The 20,051-nt window shown below is 60.7% G+C and carries 16 protein-coding genes and 1 pseudogene; 8 read left to right on the top strand and 9 right to left on the bottom strand.

Annotated elements, in window-relative coordinates:
• Window positions 1–113: pseudogene (locus tag VK725_RS04310) on the bottom strand (Hsp33 family molecular chaperone HslO); the annotation flags it as partial.
• Between the two features lie 111 nt (window positions 114–224).
• On the opposite strand from VK725_RS04310, the gene mtgA reads away from it, so the two are divergent.
• From mtgA to VK725_RS04295, 3 genes are all read left to right on the top strand, one after another.
• Window positions 225–971 (top strand): monofunctional biosynthetic peptidoglycan transglycosylase, encoded by a 747-nt coding sequence (gene mtgA, locus VK725_RS04305; RefSeq protein WP_325316820.1) that lies wholly within the window; start codon window positions 225–227, stop codon window positions 969–971.
• 63 nt (window positions 972–1,034) lie between these two features.
• Window positions 1,035–1,967 carry a glycosyltransferase family 2 protein gene (locus VK725_RS04300; RefSeq protein WP_325316819.1) on the top strand — a complete coding sequence of 311 codons (933 nt, stop codon included), beginning with the start codon at window positions 1,035–1,037 and terminating at the stop codon, window positions 1,965–1,967.
• Window positions 1,968–2,048: 81 nt separating this feature from the next.
• Window positions 2,049–2,477: a CBS domain-containing protein gene (locus tag VK725_RS04295; RefSeq protein WP_325316818.1), complete on the top strand. Its 429-nt coding sequence runs from the start codon at window positions 2,049–2,051 to the stop codon at window positions 2,475–2,477.
• A 7-nt stretch (window positions 2,478–2,484) separates the two neighbouring features.
• Here VK725_RS04295 and VK725_RS04290 read toward each other — a convergent pair whose 3' ends face one another.
• The gene (locus VK725_RS04290) at window positions 2,485–3,795 is read right to left on the bottom strand and encodes a translocase (RefSeq protein WP_325316817.1); all 1,311 of its coding nucleotides are present in this window, start codon (window positions 3,793–3,795) and stop codon (window positions 2,485–2,487) included.
• A 35-nt stretch (window positions 3,796–3,830) separates the two neighbouring features.
• Between VK725_RS04290 and VK725_RS04285 the strand changes: the two genes are divergently transcribed.
• Window positions 3,831–5,438, top strand: coding sequence for a choline dehydrogenase (locus VK725_RS04285; protein WP_325316816.1), 1,608 nt, complete (start codon window positions 3,831–3,833; stop codon window positions 5,436–5,438).
• Window positions 5,439–5,638: 200 nt separating this feature from the next.
• Window positions 5,639–6,967, top strand: coding sequence for a serine hydrolase domain-containing protein (locus VK725_RS04280; RefSeq protein ID WP_325316815.1), 1,329 nt, complete (start codon window positions 5,639–5,641; stop codon window positions 6,965–6,967).
• A 121-nt stretch (window positions 6,968–7,088) separates the two neighbouring features.
• Here VK725_RS04280 and VK725_RS04275 read toward each other — a convergent pair whose 3' ends face one another.
• The 7 genes from VK725_RS04275 to VK725_RS04245 all read right to left on the bottom strand — a co-directional run bounded on the left by VK725_RS04275 (window position 7,089) and on the right by VK725_RS04245 (window position 14,016).
• Window positions 7,089–8,147, bottom strand: coding sequence for an energy transducer TonB (locus tag VK725_RS04275; protein ID WP_325316814.1), 1,059 nt, complete (start codon window positions 8,145–8,147; stop codon window positions 7,089–7,091).
• 416 nt (window positions 8,148–8,563) lie between these two features.
• Entirely contained in the window at window positions 8,564–9,088 is a 525-nt protein-coding gene (gene metJ, locus VK725_RS04270; protein WP_325316813.1) for a met regulon transcriptional regulator MetJ, read from the bottom strand.
• A gap of 585 nt (window positions 9,089–9,673) precedes the next feature.
• Complete coding sequence (gcvH, locus tag VK725_RS04265; protein WP_325316812.1) at window positions 9,674–10,069, bottom strand: glycine cleavage system protein GcvH; 396 nt, start codon at window positions 10,067–10,069, stop codon at window positions 9,674–9,676.
• A gap of 100 nt (window positions 10,070–10,169) precedes the next feature.
• Complete coding sequence (gene gcvT, locus VK725_RS04260) at window positions 10,170–11,270, bottom strand: glycine cleavage system aminomethyltransferase GcvT (RefSeq protein ID WP_325316811.1); 1,101 nt, start codon at window positions 11,268–11,270, stop codon at window positions 10,170–10,172.
• A 68-nt stretch (window positions 11,271–11,338) separates the two neighbouring features.
• Window positions 11,339–11,983, bottom strand: a complete 645-nt coding sequence (locus VK725_RS04255) for an alpha-ketoglutarate-dependent dioxygenase AlkB family protein (RefSeq protein WP_325316822.1) — start codon at window positions 11,981–11,983, stop codon at window positions 11,339–11,341.
• The gene (locus VK725_RS04250; protein WP_325316810.1) at window positions 11,973–12,560 is read right to left on the bottom strand and encodes a class I SAM-dependent methyltransferase; all 588 of its coding nucleotides are present in this window, start codon (window positions 12,558–12,560) and stop codon (window positions 11,973–11,975) included. The genes VK725_RS04255 and VK725_RS04250 overlap by 11 nt, the downstream gene beginning before the upstream one ends.
• 58 nt (window positions 12,561–12,618) lie before the next feature.
• Window positions 12,619–14,016 (bottom strand): amidase, encoded by a 1,398-nt coding sequence (locus VK725_RS04245; RefSeq protein ID WP_325316809.1) that lies wholly within the window; start codon window positions 14,014–14,016, stop codon window positions 12,619–12,621.
• 183 nt (window positions 14,017–14,199) lie between these two features.
• On the opposite strand from VK725_RS04245, the gene VK725_RS04240 reads away from it, so the two are divergent.
• The 3 genes from VK725_RS04240 to VK725_RS04230 form a co-directional block, all read left to right on the top strand.
• Window positions 14,200–15,801 (top strand): electron transfer flavoprotein-ubiquinone oxidoreductase, encoded by a 1,602-nt coding sequence (locus VK725_RS04240; RefSeq protein ID WP_325316808.1) that lies wholly within the window; start codon window positions 14,200–14,202, stop codon window positions 15,799–15,801.
• A 185-nt stretch (window positions 15,802–15,986) separates the two neighbouring features.
• Entirely contained in the window at window positions 15,987–17,987 is a 2,001-nt protein-coding gene (locus VK725_RS04235; protein ID WP_325316807.1) for a glycosyltransferase, read from the top strand.
• A 46-nt stretch (window positions 17,988–18,033) separates the two neighbouring features.
• Window positions 18,034–20,051: glycoside hydrolase family 99-like domain-containing protein (locus VK725_RS04230; protein WP_325316821.1), on the top strand; the 2,018-nt coding region annotated here is incomplete at its 3' end.

The raw sequence follows: 20,051 nt of genomic DNA, 5'->3' as shown, positions 1-20,051 counted from the left end.
GCACGGCCGGCCACCTCGCGCCACGCGGGCCCCAGCCGCACGATGACACCACGCACACCGGCGCGCTCAAGCATGAACCGATGCAACACGTCTTCCACAAGTACGGTTTCCACTTCTCAACCTCGCAAAAGCCAGAAAATCAAAGATGGGGGCTCGCTTGGATCTGACAATAGCCTACCCCCGTCGCCGCTTATACTGCGCCAGCCTTTGTCTGCGGGTTGACCATGCCACAACTGCCTTTGCTCCGCCGTCTACTGCGCTACGCCGGCATTCTGTTGCTGTCCTGGGTGGCGTTGAGCTGGCTGGTGGTCTTCGTGCTGCGCTTCGTGCCGCCGTGGACCTCTGCGGTGATGATGGAGCGCCGCCTGAGCGCGATGATTCACGGTGAGAAGGATTTTCATCTGCAGCACCACTGGGTGCCCTGGTCGCGGATTTCGCCGTGGGTGCCCATCGCGATGGTCGCCGGTGAAGATCAGAAATTCCCGTTTCACCACGGTTTTGACTTCGATTCGATCCAGAACGCGATCGATGCGGCGGATGACGGCAGACGCTTGCGCGGCGCCAGCACGATCAGTCAGCAGACGGCGAAAAATCTTTTCCTGTGGAACGGACGAAGCTTCGTCCGTAAGGGGCTGGAGGCGTATTTCACGGTATTGCTGGAAATCACCTGGCCCAAGCAGCGCATTCTGGAGGTGTACATGAATATCGCGCAGCTGGGCGACGGTATCTACGGCGTCGGCGCTGCGAGCGAAACGTACTTTCACACCTCGCCTGCGCAGCTGGGACCGGCACAGGCGGCGCGGCTCGCGGCCGTGCTGCCTAGTCCGGATCGCTTCCGTGTCGATCGCCCGAGCGGCTATGTGATGGAACGCAGCCGGTGGATCGAACAGCAGGTGGAACAGCTCGGCGGCCCTGCGTATCTGCAAAGCAAACAGCCGCCGCGTGATACCGGCAACGCTCGGCGACGCTGATCGCCAGCTATTTCTTCCGTTTCTCACGCTAGCATTAGTTACACCACGCACCGGACCTGCAGCATGCCGAAACTTACCGTTGTCGTTCCTGCCTTCAACGAATCGGAAGTGCTACCTATCTTCCACGAACGCCTGTGGAAGGTGTTGAACGGACTTTCGTTGCAGTGCGACATGCTCTACGTGGACGACGGTAGCCGGGACAACACGTGGGAAATTATGCAATCGCTGGCGGCTGCGGACCCGCGCGTTGGCGCGCTGAAACTCTCTCGCAATTTCGGCAAGGAGATCGCGCTTACTGCCGGTCTGGATCATGTCGATGCGGACGCCGCCATCGTCATCGACGCCGACTTGCAGGACCCGCCCGAACTGATCCCGGAACTTGTTGCACAGTGGCAGGCAGGTTATGACGTGGTGTACGCCACGCGCAGCGCACGTGCCGGCGAGACGGGTTTCAAGCGTTTCACTGCTGCTGCGTTTTATCGCACGATGGAGATGATGTCCGATGTCGCGGTGCCGCGCGATACCGGCGATTTCCGATTGCTGTCGCGACGCGCACTGAAGGCACTTTCGCAACTGCGCGAACGCCAGCGCTTCATGAAAGGCCTGTTTACGTGGATTGGTTACCGGCAAATAGCGGTCAGCTATATGCGCGATCCACGCAAAGCCGGCAAAACAAAATGGAACTACTGGCGCCTGGCTCAATTCGCCATGGAAGGCATCACATCCTTTTCCATCGCACCGCTCAGACTCGCCACATGGACGGGGCTGGCCGCTTCTATCTTTGCGTTTCTTCTCGGCATCAAGGTGCTCGCGAAGGCGCTGATGCATGGCGACCCGGTCCCCGGCTACCCAAGCCTGATGGTCGCCGTGCTGTTTCTGGGCGGGATTCAGCTGCTTGCGCTGGGGGTGATCGGCGAATACCTCGGCCGCAACTACAACGAAAGCAAGCAGCGCCCGCTGTATTTCATCGAAGAAGAGCGCTTGCCACGCGCGTAAGCGGCGTTTCACACGAATGCTACATCTCGGCGCTACACTGTACCGAACGCGGCCATGCTGCGGCCGCCGGGGAGGTTTGGCATGCGTCAGGTCAAGCATTTGCTTGCCACGAAAGGCACCGACATCTTCGCCGTTGCGCCCGAAGCGCCCGTACTGGAAGCCGTCAAACACATGGCCGAGCGTCACGTTGGTGCGCTGCTGGTGATGCGTGGCGAGCAACTGGTCGGCATCGTTTCCGAACGCGACTACGCGCGCAAAGTCATTCTGCAGGGACGATCGTCCGCGCAGACGGCGGTGTCGGAGATCATGAGCAGTCCGGCGCTCACCGTCACTCCCGAAACGGATGTGTTCGATTGCATGCGTCTATGCACGGACAGCCGCATCCGACACTTGCCGGTGGTTCAGGGCAATCGGGTTCTGGGCGTGATCTCGATCGGCGATCTGGTCAAGGAAGTGATCAACGCGCAGGCTGAAGAAATCGACCAGCTGCAGCGTTACATCACCAGCTAGCGCGCTTTCAGGAGCGCGCTTGGTTGTCGAGCGCCTGCGGTAACGTTCTGTGCTCTTCGGGCGCCAGGTCCGGCGACGTGGCCGCCTTGCGTGCTGTCCACGCTGCAATGGCCGAACCCACCACGCCGATCAAAGTGATACCGCTCAAACCGGCGCCAAGTTTGGTCAATCCGCTCACGCCGCTGGTCACGACCAAATCACCAAAACGCCACACTAGCGTTTCGACGAAATTCTTACCCTTGTAGCGCGTTTCCCGCGGTACCCGCGTATACAGCGAATTGCTGGCTGGCGCCGTCATCCCGTACATGAAGCCGCGCGTGCCGACCATCAGCAGTGCCAGCAGAGGCACACCGTACCCGAAAAAGCGTAGTTCCGCATGCCCTCCGATCATCACTATCGCCAGCAGGACCGCGTTGACGATTTGCGGTAGCACCAACGTCCACATCGCACCCCGCCGAACCAGCAATTGGCGCGACAAGGTCAACTGCAGGAACACAACGAGCGTATTGGCCGCCCAGTCAATGTGTGTATAGAAGTCCGTACGCGCCGCAGCCGTGACGATATGCGCCTTCACATAGTCGGCGGTCAATGCGTATGCCAAGGTACCTACGCCGTCGCCGAGCAGCATCAAGATAGTCATATAGCGGAGGAAGGGGCGCGAGAAGAATTCCTTTGCGCCAGCCCAGGGAGACCCGCCGATCGGGGCTTCTGCATCCTCGCACTGCGCGCATTGTTGAACAGAAATTCTCAGCAGCAGGAACAGAGCGATGGTCAGCATCACGGCGCTGACAAAGAGCAACGGTGCGACACCAACCAGACCCACCAGTGCGCTTGTCAACATCGGCCCGAAAATCGCTCCGGCTGAGCCGCCGACAGCAATCACCGGGAAAATTTCCCGTGCGCGCCGTTCGCGAAAAACATCAGCCATGAAGCTCCAGAACAGCGACACGACGAACAGATTGAAAACACTCACCCACACGTAAAACACCGAACCGATCGCACGCGCACCGAGGCGATCCTGTGCCATAAAGACAGGAATGAACGCCAACAGACACGCGACGAAAAAGCTGTAGCTCCAGCCAAGCAAGCGTCGTCGCTGGAAGCGTGCCACCAAAGTGCCGAATACCGGCATCAGCAGCAACATGACCACAAAGGTCACTGCGTAAAACAGCGGCAACTGGCTGGAGCCGACTGCGCCGCCTAGTTGGTCGCGCACGGGTCGCACGATGTAGTACGACGTAAGCACGAAAAAGAACGCCAGCGTCGCCATGGTCGCTGCGGCGTCTTTGCGCAAGGCTGCGGGGATCAGCGAACTCACTGGCGACTTCCAGCGTGGGGCCGCGCAAGACTAGCATGTGCAAGGATTCCGGATGGGGAGCGCATGTGGACTACGACTACGTGATCGTCGGTGCCGGGTCTGCCGGCTGCGTCTTGGCCAACCGTCTCAGCGCGCATCCGGGCAAGCGTGTTTTGTTGCTGGAAGCCGGTGGTTATGACTGGCATCCATTGATTCATATGCCTGCCGGCATCGCGCATCTGCCCAAGCACCGGCGCCTCAACTGGAACTACGACACCGAACCGGAGCCTGCGCTGCATGGTCGCCGGTTGTGGTGGCCGCGCGGCAAAACATTGGGCGGTTCGAGTTCCATCAACGCCATGTGCTACGTCCGCGGCGTGCCGGCCGACTATGACAACTGGGCCCAAGCGACAGGCGACATCCGGTGGTCATGGCAGCACGTGCTGCCATGGTTTCTGCACAGCGAGGACAATACGCGCGGCGCAAACGCGTGGCACGCAACAGGCGGCCCGCTGAGCGTCTCGGACCTGCGCCACCACAATCCCCTCTCGGCGGCGCTGGTCGACGCTGCTGCGAGCGCAGGATTCGTTCGCAACGATGATTTCAACGGATCCGATCAGGCGGGCTTCGGTTTCTATCAGGTTACGCAGCGCAATGGTGCGCGTTGTTCGACATCGGTGGCGTTCCTGCGACCGGTACGCCCGCGACAAAACCTGCAAGTGCGCACCCATGCATTGGTGGAACGCGTTCTGATCGAACAAGGACGCGCCGTGGGCGTGCAACTGCGGCGCGGTTTCAGACGCGAGCGCATTCACGCCGGTGAAGTGATTCTCGCCGCGGGGGCGATCAACTCACCGCAGTTGCTCATGCTCTCGGGTGTCGGTCCGGCCGACCATCTGCGCGAACACGCGATCACGCCGGCGATCGATCTGCCCGGTGTCGGCGCGAATCTGCAGGATCATCTGGATATCTGCACCTTGGTCGGCAGCACACAGAACGTCACTTACGATCGCATCAACGAACTCGCAGCCGGCTGGCGTTACCTGCGCCGTCACGACGGACCGGCCACGTCCAACGTGGCCGAGTCCGGCGGCTTCGTGCGCAGTCGTCTGGCGACCGATGCACGTTGCGACCTTCAGTTCCACTTCGTGCCAGCACTGCTCGACGACCATGGACGCCATCGCCTGTCTGGCATCGGCTACACGCTGCACGCGTGCTATTTGCATCCTCGCAGCCGAGGACGGTTGCGTCTGCGCTCGGCCAATCCCGTAGAACCCATCGCCATCCATGCCGATTATCTGAGCGATCCGGAGGGTCATGATCTCGCACGCATGATCGAAGGCGCGAAGATCTCGCGCGAGATCTTCGCGCAACCGGCTTTCGATGCGTATCGCGGCGACAATGTCTTTCCGGAAAAGGCGCCCCAAACAGATCGTGACTGGGAGGATTTTGTGCGCCGCAAGGCTGAGACCATTTATCACCCGGTGGGAACGTGCCGCATGGGTACGGACGAGCACGCTGTGGTGGACAGCGAGCTGCGCGTACGGAGCGTGACCGGACTGCGCGTGGTGGATGCGTCGGTCATGCCTGCCCTTCCTAGCGGCAATACCAACGCGCCAACCATCATGATTGCTGAACGAGCAGCCGCCTTGATGCTCGCCTAACCGCTTGTCGCGAGAGCGTTTAAGCACCGCACAGGTCTGTAAACGCTTCACCCATGCAAGTCGCACCTCAGTTAACTGGCCGATTTCGCGCCATTGTGGCTTGGTCCAAAGTGCCGCAAAATCGGGCAATCCCCATCATGGACGAATCCACGAAGACCCCTGACGGGACGTCGCAAGACGCCCCTGGTATGCGGAGTAACATGCTTTTTTGTAAGCCGCCTTTGTTGATTGCCAGTTTGCTCGGCGTCACCGCAGCGCTGACAACGCAATCGACAGCTCGCGCTGTGGCGCCCGCGGAGCGACCTGTTGCGGTGGTGGCGCATCCAACACGGCAAGACACCCCGAACCTCGACACCACCGTCGCGAGCCTTCCGCCCGATCGCGTCAAGGCAAGTCTGGACGCTTACTCGCACTGGATGGATGTCGTCGCGCAACGCAACGAAGTCGCCGGCATGGCGACGGCGGTCATCGTCGACAACAAGGTCGCCTTCGAGCGTGAAATTGGTTACGCCGATGCGTCTACGCAAGAACCCGTCACCGCCGATACGGTGTTCCGCCTTGCATCGCTCTCCAAGGCATTCGCCACGGCGGTCACCGGTTTGCTGATCGATGATGGTCACTTCAGCTGGGATACCAAGCTGTCCGATGTGCTGCCTTTCTTTCAGTTGAAGGATGCCCAGGCCTCCAACCAGGCGACGGTGAAAGACATCGTGGGCCAGCGTCTAGGGCTGCCGCACAACACCTACGACGCGATGCTCGAAGACAACGTTCCGTACGAAGAGCTGGTGCGCAAGCTCGATGAAGTGCCCATGGCGTGCGACGTCGGACAGTGCTACGGCTATCAGAACGTAGCCTTCAGCCTGATCGGCGACGTGATCTACGCCGAGACCGGCGATTTCTTCTATCACCAGGTCGACAAGCGCATTTTCTTTCCGCTCGGCATGAACACGGCCAGTTATGGTCGCGATGCACTGGAAAGCAGCAAGAGCTGGGCACGCCCGCACCGCCCCAGCGGCGCGCACAGCTGGGCGCCCTTTGATCCGAAAGAAGCCTATTACCGTGTCGCCCCAGCCGCCGGTGTGAATGCCAGCCTGCATGACATGGAACGCTGGTTGATCGCACAAATGGGTGGACGCCCCGACGTGTTGCCACAACCGCTGTTGGACTATCTGCACGCACCCGGCGTGGACACGCCTACCGAGATGCACGGCGCGCCATGGCGTCGTGCACGCCTGAGCGCGGCCAGTTACGCGCTGGGCTGGCGCGTGTTCACCTATGCAGGCGAAACGATGGTCTTCCATGCCGGTGAAGTGGAAGGCTATCGCACGATGATCGCCTTCTTGCCGAAGTACCACATCGGCATGGTGACGCTCTGGAACTCGCCCGGTGCGGTGGGTACCGACCTCATGCCGATGGTATTGGACAGCATGCTCGGCCTGCCGCATGTGGATTGGGCCGGCGTGGAGAGCGATCCGCCGGCGAACAACGCACCGTCCGGCACGCATCGCAAGCGGCATCGCCACAATTAGCCGGGCGAAGGATTGCGGCGGGCGTTCCTGCATCGCCATCGATCCTCAACCTCTATCCCAAAACAAAAAAGGCGGAGCTGCCGCTCCGCCCTCTTCTTTGGCGTGACTTACCAGTTGGTGATTATTGCGAGCCGCCTAGCGAGAACTGAATGCGCTGATGCTGCTGCGACTCGACCGCCACACCGTCGCGCAATGCCGGCGAGAACTTCGCGCGGCGGATCGCCTCGATGGCGGCGTTATCGAAAACATGTCGCGGCTGGGCACCGACAACCTGCACATTGCCGACCGTGCCATCGGCGTTGACGGTGAACGCAACGTCCACCCAGCCTTCGAGGTTGTTGCGCAACGCGTTCGCCGGATATTGCACACGAATGCTGCTTACCGGGATGGCGTCGCGCGTTTCTCCACCACCCGCGGAAGAGGGTGCTGTGTTGCCCGCCACCTGCGTCGACGTCGCAGCCCTGGTTGCTGCCACCTTGTCCGCTTCTTGCTGCTTGGTTTTTGCCGCTGCCAGCGCAGCCTGTTCCTGCGCAGCCTTGTCCGCCGCCGCTTTGTCAGCCGTCGCCTTGTCCGCCGCCGCTTTATCCGCCACTGCCTTCTGCTGTGCGGCGAGATCGGCCTGATGCTGCGTGTCGAGCTGCTTCTGCTGCTCTTCGTCCAGCGTCTTGCGCTGGGCATCGAGCTTGGAGCGCAGGATCGTCAACGTGTAATTGGTCGGGTCCACTTTCGCCAGCAGATCGATTTCGCGCTGGGCTTCGTTGAAGTCGCGCTGGTTGATCACCTGCTCGACGTTGTTCGCCGCGTACGGAAAGGTTTCGCGCAACGCATCGGCCGCGGTCTGATTGCCCGGCTGCTTTTGCAACACGTCCAGATAGAACTCGAACGCGTTGTTGCCGGCGGGGGCAATGACGCGTTGTTCGTTCATCGCCTTGCGCGCGTTGGCCAATAGGTCGTTAAGGCTCATCGCCTCGACGTTGACCGGCGGCGCCGCCTGCTGCGCGGCGACAGGTGTGGATGGATGGCTACCAAGATCCCCGGAGACCAGGTCTTCGTGCGGCTTGATAATCAAGAACCAGGACGCAACGGCCAACGCTCCAACAATACCGAGCACGGCGATGGTCAGGGGCTTGATAGCCCCGCGCGCGCGCGAACGCGCATGACGAATTTTTCGGGTATCCATGATCTCTCACTAACTGCGTGGCATCAGATACCCGCGCTTCCCCCCTGTTATCCAGGAGCGGCTTTCCCCAGGGTTTGCCGCAGCGCGGATGGAGAAAAGGTAACTCGATTAAGGCGGCACGGCAAATCGCGTCGAACTTCACGTCCGGCGATGGGATTTGCTGGTAGGGGTAAGAAAAATTCCTAGCTCGCTTTGCGGCTGGGAAAATGAAGGCGAGTGTGGAAGAACGGCGCTTAAAAGCTTTAAGAGCGCAACACGACTTAACACTTCCGCGAGCGTGTCTCGTACCTACTGCTTCATTTCGGGTTCCCCGAAATGAAGCGTCCCGGCAGATGCCGGGACGAAACGCTTTTCGAAGCACCTCCCTGCGCTGGGCACCGCAGGGAGACAATTCCGAACAAACTTAGTTGTTGTGCTTACTTCTTAGCTTTCGAAGTCTTGGTGGCCTTCATGACCTTGGCAGCCGCTGCCTTCTTGGCAGTGCGCTTACGGGAAGCCTTGCGGGTTGCTTTCTTCGCAACGCGCTTAGCAGTTGCCTTCTTTGCACCTACGCGCTTGGCACCTGCCTTCTTGGCAGTCTTGCGCACGGCGCGGCGCTTGGTGGTGGCCTTCTTGGCGACCGGGCGCTTCTTGGCGGTTGCTTTGCGAGTGGTTCTCTTGGCGGCTTTCTTAGCCGATTTCCTAGCAGTTTTCTTGGCAGTGGCCATAGTTCGTCTCAGCTCCTCATCAGTTGGCAGTGGTTGCCCAGTAAAAGCGTGTAGGAACGCCTCAACCAGCAAGTCGCTGTTCGTGGCGTGCCTTAAATTGTTCACCTGGCGGTAGGTGCGTAAATCCGAAAGCAGTCGCAATACGTGCATCGGAATCGAAACGGTGATCTTTCTCACCGCGTCGGCTTTTGCCCCGTGCTCGACGTAAGGCTTTATGAATTTCGATGCCACCATTGGTACTGTTCCCTGTTATATGGTGCGAAAGCTATTCCTGAACATTTCAACTGTCAAATGATTTTCGCCATGAAATCAATCTGTTCGCTCCCGAGCAGGGACGACGACGACTATCTCAACGGCTGTGCGCTACTCATAAAAATCATTGTCGGCAGCCGTCCAAACATCTAAAGGGCTTGTATGGCGCATTTGCAAAATGTGCAAAAAACAAGCTGAAAAACGTGATTTTTCTCATTGGCGCTGATACACACTCATCGTCCATTGCATTCATTGCACGATGGATGGCGCGGCGCGATTTTCATGCCCGAAGAGGGTCAAACCGGAGCATGAACGAAGTTCAACCGAGACGTGTCCGGGAGACGTCAAAAGGGTCCGAATTTGTCCTCCAACACCCTCGATGCATACCGGAACGACCTTGTGAGCGACCGATCCGCACGTCGCAGATGCTACCTCGCGCGACATCATCGACATGCTTTTTTCGACGATCGGCACGGTGCGCGATACCTCGTCGCGACGACTTCTTCATGCCGTAAAAACGACGACGGCCGCTTAGGCGGCCGTCGTCAAATCGCACCGATCGAGCGATCAGTGATCTTCGTTTTCGATCAGTTCGGCGTAGGCATCGGCGTCGAGCAGTTCATCCAGTTCGGCGCGGTCGCTTGCCTTCACGACGAAGATCCAGCCGTCGCCGTAGGCATCTTCGTTGATGGTTTCGGGCTTGTCGTTGAGGGTTTCGTTGACCTCGACAACTTCGCCGGACACCGGGGAATAAATGTCCGAAGCGGCCTTGACCGATTCGACCACGGCCGCGCCGTTACCGGCTTTCACGGAAGAACCTATCTCGGGAAGTTCAACGTAAACCAGGTCACCGAGCTGGCCTTGCGCGTGGTCGGAGATGCCGACACGGACCAGGCCGTTCTCTTCGACACGGGCCCACTCGTGGGACTTAAGGAATTTCAGATCGCCGGGAATCTCGCTCATGGTCGGGTCCAGTCGTCGTAGGTTTTGATCAGGGGTGTAAGCGTGGATTCTAACCGCTTCCGCCGCGGCTCAATACCCACTTTATGATGAGGACAGGCTCTCAGATGCCTTCGCAGGGTTTGCCGTCGCGGACGAACGGAAACTTCACCACACGAACCGGCACTTCGCGGCCACGGATATCGACGCGGACATTGTCCGACGCACCGACCGGCACGCGCGCGAAAGCAACGGCTTTGTTCAAGGTCGGAGCAAAACTGCCGGAAAGAATCTCGCCATCGCCGCGATCGGTCAGCACTTTCTGGCCGTGACGCAACACGCCTTTTTCGTCCAGCACGAGGCCGATCATCGTGCTCGGCACACCGGCAGCCTTCTGCGCTTCGAGCGCCTTGCGGCCAATGAAGTCGCGGCCTTCATCCAGTGAAATGGTCCAAGCCAGAGCGGCTTCCCACGGCGTGACGTTCTCATCCATGTCCTGTCCGTAGAGATTCATGCCGGCTTCGAGGCGCAAGGTGTCACGCGCACCCAGGCCGCACGGTGCAACGCCCGCAGCCGCCAGTTCATTCCATAAGGTGACGGCCTGCTCTTGCGGCACGATGATTTCGAATCCGTCTTCGCCGGTGTAACCGGTGCGCGCGATGAACAGTGCGACGCCGTGCGGTCCCTGCGCCGCGGCGGCGGCGAAGCGGCCAAGTTTTTCGATGCGCGCGCGGTCGACCTCATGCAGCAACCCGACGACCTTGGCACGCGCATTCGGTCCCTGCACCGCGATCATCGCGAAGTCTGGACGCTCCTGTACTTTCACGTCGAAGGCTTTCGCCTGCTGCTCGATCCACGCCAGATCCTTGGCGCGCGTGGCGGCATTCACCACCAGGCGGAAGAACTCGTCGCCCAGGAAATAGACGATGAGGTCATCGATCACGCCGCCCTGCTCGTTCAGCATGCAGGTGTAGAGCGCTTTACCCTGCACTTTCAGTTTGTCGACGTTGTTGGCGACCAGGTGACGCAGGAAGTCGCGCACGCGCGCGCCATGCAGGTCGACCACGGTCATATGGGAGACGTCGAACATGCCGGCGTCGCGACGCACGGCGTGATGTTCTTCAATCTGCGAGCCGTAACTGATCGGCATGTCCCAGCCACCGAAATCGACCATGCGTGCGCCAAGCTCGCGATGGGTGGCATTGAGTACGGTCTTGTCGGTCATTGCGGGTCTGCCAGGTTGGGGATCGCGCATTATCTCCGGCGCTCCGGATCAATCCAAGCTGCACGGCATCATGGTTCACGCGACGGCGGCGTATGGATGTAGCGAAAGGTGAGGTTGATCCGCGGCGCGTCGACCTTGGCGCTCTTGGGTAAATCATGCTGATAGAGGCGCTGCGTATCGCCGGCCATGCGCAGCAGGCTGCCGTGCGCGAGCGGGAAATCCAGCGTGTCGACGGGAGCGGGACGCGTCCCGCGCGGCAGCCGTCGGCGCAAGCGGAATCGCCGTGCAGCCCCCAGACTAAGCGACGCAATCACCGGCTGCCCACCCAGTTCGGGCTCATCATCGCTGTGCCATCCCATGGAGTCGCGACCGTCGCGATACAGATTGGCCAGCACACTGTTGAAACGTGCGCCGCAAAACGACTCGAGGCGAGCGCGCAAAGGTATCAACGAAGGTGTCCATGCGCGCGGCTCGAAGCGCGTGCGTGAATACATATAGGTGGTGCCGGGGTCACCAATCCAGCAGCTCAGTCGCGGCGCGGCCACTTCGCGGCCGAACATCAGGAGCTGATGCTGCTCCCAGGAAATTTCGTCGATCAACCGATCGAGCAAGCGATCGGCTTCATCTTTCACCAACCACGATGCCACGTAACACACGTCCGCACCGGGCAATGGCAACGCCTGCCATGTCTCTTCACATGGTTCAGCGATCATCACGGGAATAGACGTACACCTGTGCCGGCGGCAGGTTGCGCCAGACCATGCCAACGCGCTCACTACGCAATCGCAGATCCTTACGCACCTGCTCATCCAGCGGGCTACGCAATCCATAGGTGTATTGAACAAACACGCCACCGGGACGAAGCACCGCGAATGCCGCATCCAGAATGTCGCGCTGCAATGACGGTGGCATCGTCAGCAAACCCAGACTGCTGAGGATCGCATCGGCACCCGCGGGCGCCAGCACACCCGTGCGCTGGGCCAGCTCGTTGACGTGGCGCGCGTCGGCGCACAGGACATGTGCGTGCGGGAAGCGGCGTCGAAGGATGCCGTGCATCGTCTCGTTCATTTCCAGCACGAGCAATTGTGCAGGCGACACACCATGATCGAGCAAGGCCTCGGTGATAACGCCGGTGCCCCCACCGAGTTCGATCACGCACTCGGACTGATCGGGCATGGCGCTGATCATCATCCGCGCCAGCGGCTGTCCGGACGGGAGCACGGATGCCATCTGCAGCGGATGCTTGATCCACTCGCGAAAAAACGTGAGTTGTTGCGTATAGGCGGGCATGGGGATGGGCGGCCGATTTTTTCGCCCACTTTACCCGGCGTTCCGTAACAAAACGTTGTCAGGCCGGAATCGGATACTCCGGCGCGGTATCCAGCGTGGCCGACCACACCGCGGCCAGCTCCAGCAGCCGCAGATCCGAGCCCCGCGCCCCCACCAATTGCAGCCCAACGGGCATCCCATCGGGCAATGTGCCCATGGGAATGCTGACGGCAGGACATCCAGCGAGATTGGCGAAGCTGGTGAGATCGGCCTGCGAATCGGGTACCGGACCATCCAAGGGGAACGCGCCCTGCGGCGTCGTTGGCGTGACGAGCACGTCGATCTGCGCGAAAAGCCGCCGCATCTTCAGGGCGGCGGTGTCCAGTACGCGATCGGCATCGGCGTAGTCGGCCGCCGATTTGCGTGCGGCGTAATCGAGCATATGGCGAAAACGCGGCGACACCGGATGCGTCGTATCGGCAAGTTGCATCTCAAACGTGCGAAGCATTTCCGCTTCCATCAGCAGCAGACCGGCACGGCGCGCGCGCGCGAAATCCCAGTCTTCGAAATCCACGTTGCGACGCTCGCCCAATTCGCGATCGAGCTTGGCCAGGGTCGCTTCGAATAGCGCGATGACATCGGGCTGCACGCCGCGATCGGGCAGATTGGACAACACGCCGCAACGCAATTTGCCCGGCTCCCAATCCGGCGGCGATAGCGCCACGCGGCGGCGGCGTGAACGCGGATCGTCCGCGTCGTAACCGGCCAACACCTGCAACAACACCGTCAGATCGTCCACGCTGCGCGCGATCAATCCGACGGTATCCAGCCAGCGCGCCGCGGGTGTCATGCCGCGCGTGGAAATTTCGCCTTGCGTAGGTTTAAGCGCGAAGACGCCGCAGTAACTCGCCGGAATGCGAATGGAGCCAAGACTGTCCGAACCGATCGCCGCCACGGCCAATCCCGCCGCCACCGCAGCCGCCGCGCCACCGGACGAACCGCCCGCGGTATAGCCGTGCCGATGGGGATTGTGTGTGGGTCCGTAATGGGGATTGTCTGTGACGGCGCCCAACGCGCCTTCATCCATATTGGTCTTGCCCGTCAGCACGGCGCCCGAGGCGCGCAGGCGCGCGACGACATGCGCGTCGTATTGGGGAGTGCGCCCCATGGGTAGACCCGAACGCGTAGGCCAGCCAGCCACATCGAAGTTGTCCTTGATCGCGATCGGAATGCCGTCGAGCCGCCCAATGACGCCATCGCGCCGGCGATACTCAGCCATCTGCGCCTGTTCGCGCAGCAACGCTACCGGACTCAGGCCGACATAGGCGTTGAGGTTCGGATTGATGCGCTCGATGGCGTTGAGATAGACCTCGGACAGCGCTTTCGCTTGCACACGACCGGCGGCCAGCCAGTGCAACAGCTGACACAGGGAGGCGCGGCGCAGATCGATGTCGGGAATCGGCGGTACAGAATTCATGCGCACTCCGGCACAGATCCAACGCGATGGATGATGACCCCTAGCAAACCAGCGGCGGCAAACCGGCCACAATCGGGGTCCTGTTTGCCGCGCAGTAGGCGAACCCGGAGAATAGCCGTCCTGACCGCCTCTGGGACACTACGCGGACGCCCCTAGCCAACACCAAGCCAAGACGGAGCCGCCATGACCGAACGCGAAACGATGGAATACGACGTTGTCGTCGTCGGTGCGGGGCCGGCCGGGCTATCGTTCGCGATCCGCCTGAAGCAGCTCAAGCCCGACGCGACGGTATGCGTGATCGAAAAGGCGTCAACAATCGGTGCGCAGATTCTCTCCGGCGCTGTGATCGAACCGCAGCCGCTGGACGCCCTGCTCCCGGGTTGGCGCGACAACCCGCCACCGATTTGCGTACCCGCGGGCGAGGACGAGTTCTGGCTGCTCAAAAAAACCGGCGGGCGCAAGCTGCCCGTGCCGCCAGGCATGCGCAATCATGGCAACTTCATCGTCTCGCTCGGTGCGCTCTGCGCGTGGCTCGCGCCGCAAGCCGAAGCGCTTGGCGTCGATGTGTTCCCCGGTTTCGCAGCGGCCGACACTGTCTATAACGACGACGGTTCCGTTGCCGGCGTGCGCATCGGCGACATGGGCGTGGCGAAAGACGGCTCGCACAAGCCCGGGTATACGCAAGGCATCGACATCAAGGCAAAAGTGACTGTGCTGGCGGAAGGCGCGCGCGGCAGTCTCACCAAACAGCTGATCAAGCGCTTCGCACTCGACAAGGACAGCGACCCGCAGGGTTACTCCATCGGCATCAAGGAACTGTGGCAAGTGCCCGCCGGCCGCGTGACGCCCGGCAAGATCGTGCACAGCTTCGGCTGGCCCGCCGATAGCCACACCTACGGTGGCAGCTTCCTTTATCACCTGGACAAAGATCGCATCGCGCTCGGTTACGTCAGCGGCCTGGATTATTCCGATCCGAACTACCAGCCGTGGGAAGCCTTCCAGCAATGGAAGAACCACCCCATGATCAAACCGCTGCTCGAAGGCGGCACCATTCTTTCGGCGGGCGCGCGGGCGATTGTCACCGGCGGCTACCAGTCGCTGCCGAAAGTGGAAATGCCCGGCGCGTTGCTGATCGGCGACACCGCGGGCCTGCTCAACGTACCGAAGATCAAAGGCACGCATCAGGCGATTCGCAGCGGCATGCTCGCGGCCGAACACCTGGTCGCGGGCGAACTGAGTTCCAACGGATTCGACGCGAAGTTGCGCGGCTCGGAAGTGATGAGCGAGCTGAAAAAAGTTCGCAACATCAAGCCCGGTTTCAAGAAAGGATTGTGGTGGGGCATGTTGAATGCCGCGTGGGAAACCTTCACCGGTGGCGCGTCGCCCTGGACACTCAAGAACAAGGCCGACTGGTCTTCGCTGCACAAACTTGGACAACAGGAAGAACCCAAGCGCGACTACGTGCAACGCGAATTGCCGCCACGCGACCGCCTCGCCGGCGTGTACTTCGCCGCCACCGAACACGACGAAGACCAACCGATCCATCTGCACGTTTCAGACACCTCGGTGTGCGTCACGAAATGCGCCCAGGAATACGGCAACCCCTGCACGCGCTTCTGTCCCGCGAACGTCTACGAAATCGTGCAGGATGATGCAGGCAAACGCCTGCAGATCAACGCCGCCAATTGCGTGCACTGCAAGACCTGCGATATCAAGGATCCCTACCAGATCATCAACTGGGTCACCCCGGAAGGTGGTTCGGGGCCAAATTATCAGAACCTGTGATGCACCCTGCATGAGTGTGCGCACCGTGCGAGGCTGTCAGCTTTTCATTCTGGTCAGGCTCGCTTCGGGATAATGATCTTGCATGACATTGTGAGGCCAAGGCTCTGAGCATTTCCCTACGCTGGCGACTCAAGCGTCTTTATTATCTAGGCGGCCGTCTTGGCGGCAGCATCGCGCAACGTGGCATGCGCGGCACGTTTGCACGCATCAGGCAGGAGCTGAAGCAGCGTCCAACACAAGACGCAACGCTGTCGTTGCTGCCTTTGGAAGCGCACACGGACGGCATTGCGTTCGCTCGCTGCGATTCGCCGCAGGTGTCGGTCATCATTCCCGTGCACGGCAAGCTCGCTTACACGCTGACGTGCCTGCGCTCCGTGGCCAAGCATTCGGCCGCAACTTTTTTCGAAGTCATTGTGGTGGATGACGCCTCGCCCGACGCAAGTGCCGCCGCACTTCAAACAATTGATGGCCTGCGCGTGCACATCAACGCCGAAAATCTCGGTTTTGTCGGCAGTTGCAATGCGGGAGCGGCGCTGGCACGCGGCGAGTATCTGCTGTTTCTCAATAACGATACGCAGGTCACGGCTGGCTGGATGGATGCTCTCGTTCGGTGCTTCCGGGATGAGCCTGACTGCGGCCTGGCGGGCAGCAGGCTGTTGTATCCCGATGGTCGTCTGCAGGAAGCCGGCGGCTGGGTATTCAGCGATGCGAGCGCGTGGAATGTCGGCCGTTTCGATGCACGCAATGAATCGCCTTACCGCTATCGCCGGCGCACGGATTACGTATCGGGTGCATCGATGATGATTCGTCGCGACCGATTCGAAACATTGGGACGCTTCGATCAACGCTACCAGCCCGCATATTACGAAGATACGGATCTCGCTTTCGCAGTGCGTGCATCCGGCCTGTCCGTTTTCTACGAACCCAATAGTGTCGTCGTACATTGTGAAGGCATCAGTGCCGGGACGGACATCACGGCGGGAATGAAGCGGTATCAGGCCATCAATCAGGCCACGTTCGCCGCGAAATGGCGCGAAGCACTATCCAGGCAGCCAAAGCCCGGCACACCGCCGCAACACATGTGGCAACGGTATACGCGCGGGCATGTGCTCGTGGTGGATGTCACCACACCCGAACCCACCAGGGATTCGGGGTCGCTGCGCCTGACAGCCATGTTGCACATACTCCATCAAGAAGGCTGGCGCGTGAGCTTTGCGCCGGACAACGGTCATGCCGACGAGGATTCGATTGCGTTTCTCGGCGACCGCGGCGTCGAAGTGCTGCACCGCCCATCCGTGTCCAATATCCCGACATGGTTGCGCGAGCATGGGGCCCAATTGCATGCCGTGATTCTTTGCCGTCATACGGTGGCAGGCCAGTACGCCAAAGTGGTCCGTCAATATGCGCCGCAAGCCAAGCTGATTCTGGATACGGTCGACCTGCATTTCCTGCGCGAGCAACGCGCCGCCGAGCTGGACGACAGTGCCGCGTTGCGACGCAAGGCCGAGTCGTCACGGCGCAGCGAAATTGCGCTGATCAACGAGTGCGATGTCACCTTTGTCGTCAGCCCGCACGAACAAAAAATACTGCATCACATGGCACCCGACGCGCGCGTCGAACTACTCAGCAATATTCACGACGTGTACGGCCGCGGGGGAGATTACGCGAGCCGGCACGATCTGGTCTTCATCGGCGGTTACGGACATCCGCCGAATGCCGATGCGGTGCATTGGATCGCCAACGATATTCTTCCCGCCTTGCGTGAGCGGATACCCGATATCTGCGTGCACATTCTCGGCGACATGCCCCAATCCGCGCGCGCGGCTCTGCAAAGGCCTGGACTGGAGCTGCAGGGCCGCGTCGATGACCTCGCGCCATGGCTGGACAGTTGCCTCGCCTCACTCGCACCGTTGCGTTTCGGCGCGGGTGTCAAAGGCAAGATCAACATGGCGATGAGCCATGGCGTGCCGGTCATTGCCACAGGCATCGCGATGGAGGGTATGCATCTGCGCGATGGCGAAGATGTTCTCCAGGCAGACCGCCCGGAGGAAGTCGTCGAAGCCGTGCAGCGACTCATGGCCGACGAAGCACTCTGGATGCGGCTTTCCGATGCCGCCCTTCACAATGTGGAACGTCATTTCTCGCCGTCCGCAGCGCGTGCCACTTTGCACGCCGTGCTCGGCTAAACACCCTGCCACGCATCACGCCTTCGTTCCCGGTTACGATCTGCGCATGCCCTTGCCGAACTACGCCAAAAAAGCCGCTTTCCATGTGCTGCGTCTCGGCTTCCGGTTGACTCCGATGTCCGCCGCAACACGCGACCGGCTGCGTCAGCGCTTTCTCGATCGGCACATCGATCTGGTTCCGGAAGGCCCGCGTGGCAAGGCACCTGCGGCGAACCGGGAACATCGGCCTCGCACCCTGGCAGCAGGTCGTGCCATTGGCTACCGCGAACAACGCACACAGACGCTCCCCGCGCATTTGCCCGCCACACTCGTGGCGTTTTACCTGCCCCAGTTCCATGCGATTCCCGAAAACGATGCCTGGTGGGGCGCGGGTTTTACGGAATGGCACAACGTCACACGTGCGTTGCCGCAGTTCGAAGGTCACGCCCAACCGCGACTGCCCGCGGATCTGGGCTTTTACGACCTTCGTTCGCCGACCGTCATGCGTCAGCAGATGCAGCTCGCTCGCGCTTACGGCATCAGCGCCTTCTGCACGTACTTTTACTGGTTCGCCGGCAAGACATTGCTGGAATCGCCCCTGCAGCAATGGCTGGACGATTCATCGCTCGATGTGCCGTTGTGTCTTTGCTGGGCCAATGAAAACTGGTCGCGACGCTGGGATGGACGTGCCGATCAGATCCTGATTGGCCAACAACACAGTGCGGAAGACGATCTCGCATTCATCCAGCACGTCTCGCGTTATTTGCGTGATCCGCGCTATCTGCGCGTGGAAGGCAAGCCGTTGTTGCTGGTCTATCGTCCGGGGCTGCTGCCCGAACCGAAAGCGACGGCAGAACGGTGGCGCCAGTGGTGTCGCGATAACGGCATTGGCGAGATTCGACTCGGCTATGTGCAGAGCTTCGATCGTGTCGATCCACGCGATATCGGTTTTGATCTGGCAATCGCCTTTCCACCGAACAACACCACGCTCAAACCGATAACCGCCGCGCAGAAACTTCTGAATCCCTCCTTCAAGGGCGATGTCTACGACTGGCGGGAACTGGCGAGTCAAAGCATCGCGCAGCCGGCACCCACGTATCCGCTGGTTCCTTGTGTCAATCCCGGCTGGGACAACGAGCCTCGCCGCAGCGGTGCCGGGCGCGTGTTTCTGCATGCGTCGCCGCGTGGTTATCGCGACTGGTTGCACAAGGCGATCGACATCGGTCGCCAGCGCGCAGGCACCGCGTCCATGGTTTTCATCAACGCGTGGAACGAGTGGGCCGAAGGCGCCGTGCTCGAACCCGACACGCGGTTGGGTCATGCGTGGCTGGCGGCCACGCGCCAGGCACTCATCGACACAGCGGATGAAAAACCGGCCACTGTCACGCGCCCCTGCGCCGTAATCCACGTGTGGTATATCGATTTGCTAGATGAGATGGTCGCGAGCCTGCGTGCCAGCGGCATCGATTGGCGCGTCGTCATTACCACGGCACAGGAACGTGCAGATGCCGTGCGCGAACGTGTCGCGCAATTAGGTTTGGACGCCGACATCGCCGTCTTTGAAAATCGCGGTCGCGATATCCTACCGTTCCTGCATGTCGCGGATCGCTTGCTCGACGAGGGTGTGGATGTCGTTCTGAAGCTTCACACCAAGCGCTCCACGCATCGTGACGACGGCGAGCACTGGCGCAAGGAACTGATCGACAATCTGCTTTCACCTCAACGCGCGCAGCGCACCTATAAGGCATTCTGCGACGACCCAGCCATGGGCTTGGCGGCCGTCGAAGGGCACATTCTTCCACTCGATGCGTATATGGGCGCGAACAAGGACCAGGTGGATTACCTGGTCACGCGCCTTGGTTTGCCCAACGCATGCGTCGATAACGCACGCTTCATTGCCGGAAGCATGTTCTGGGTACGCCTGGCGGCATTGCGTCCCTTGCTTGATGCACATCTGGGAGTCTGGGAATTCGAAGACGAAACGGGCCAGATCGACGGCACGCTCGCGCACGCGGTGGAGCGCGTGATCACGCCTGTGGCGGACGCCGCCGGCTACACAACGAAAGACATCGCTTCCCTCTGCGG

The sequence above is a fragment of the Dyella sp. genome, assembly GCF_035486915.1.
Lineage (GTDB): Bacteria > Pseudomonadota > Gammaproteobacteria > Xanthomonadales > Rhodanobacteraceae > Dyella_B.
Note: the sequence above shows the minus strand (reverse complement) of the source record. Positions and strands in the feature narration are given on the sequence as shown.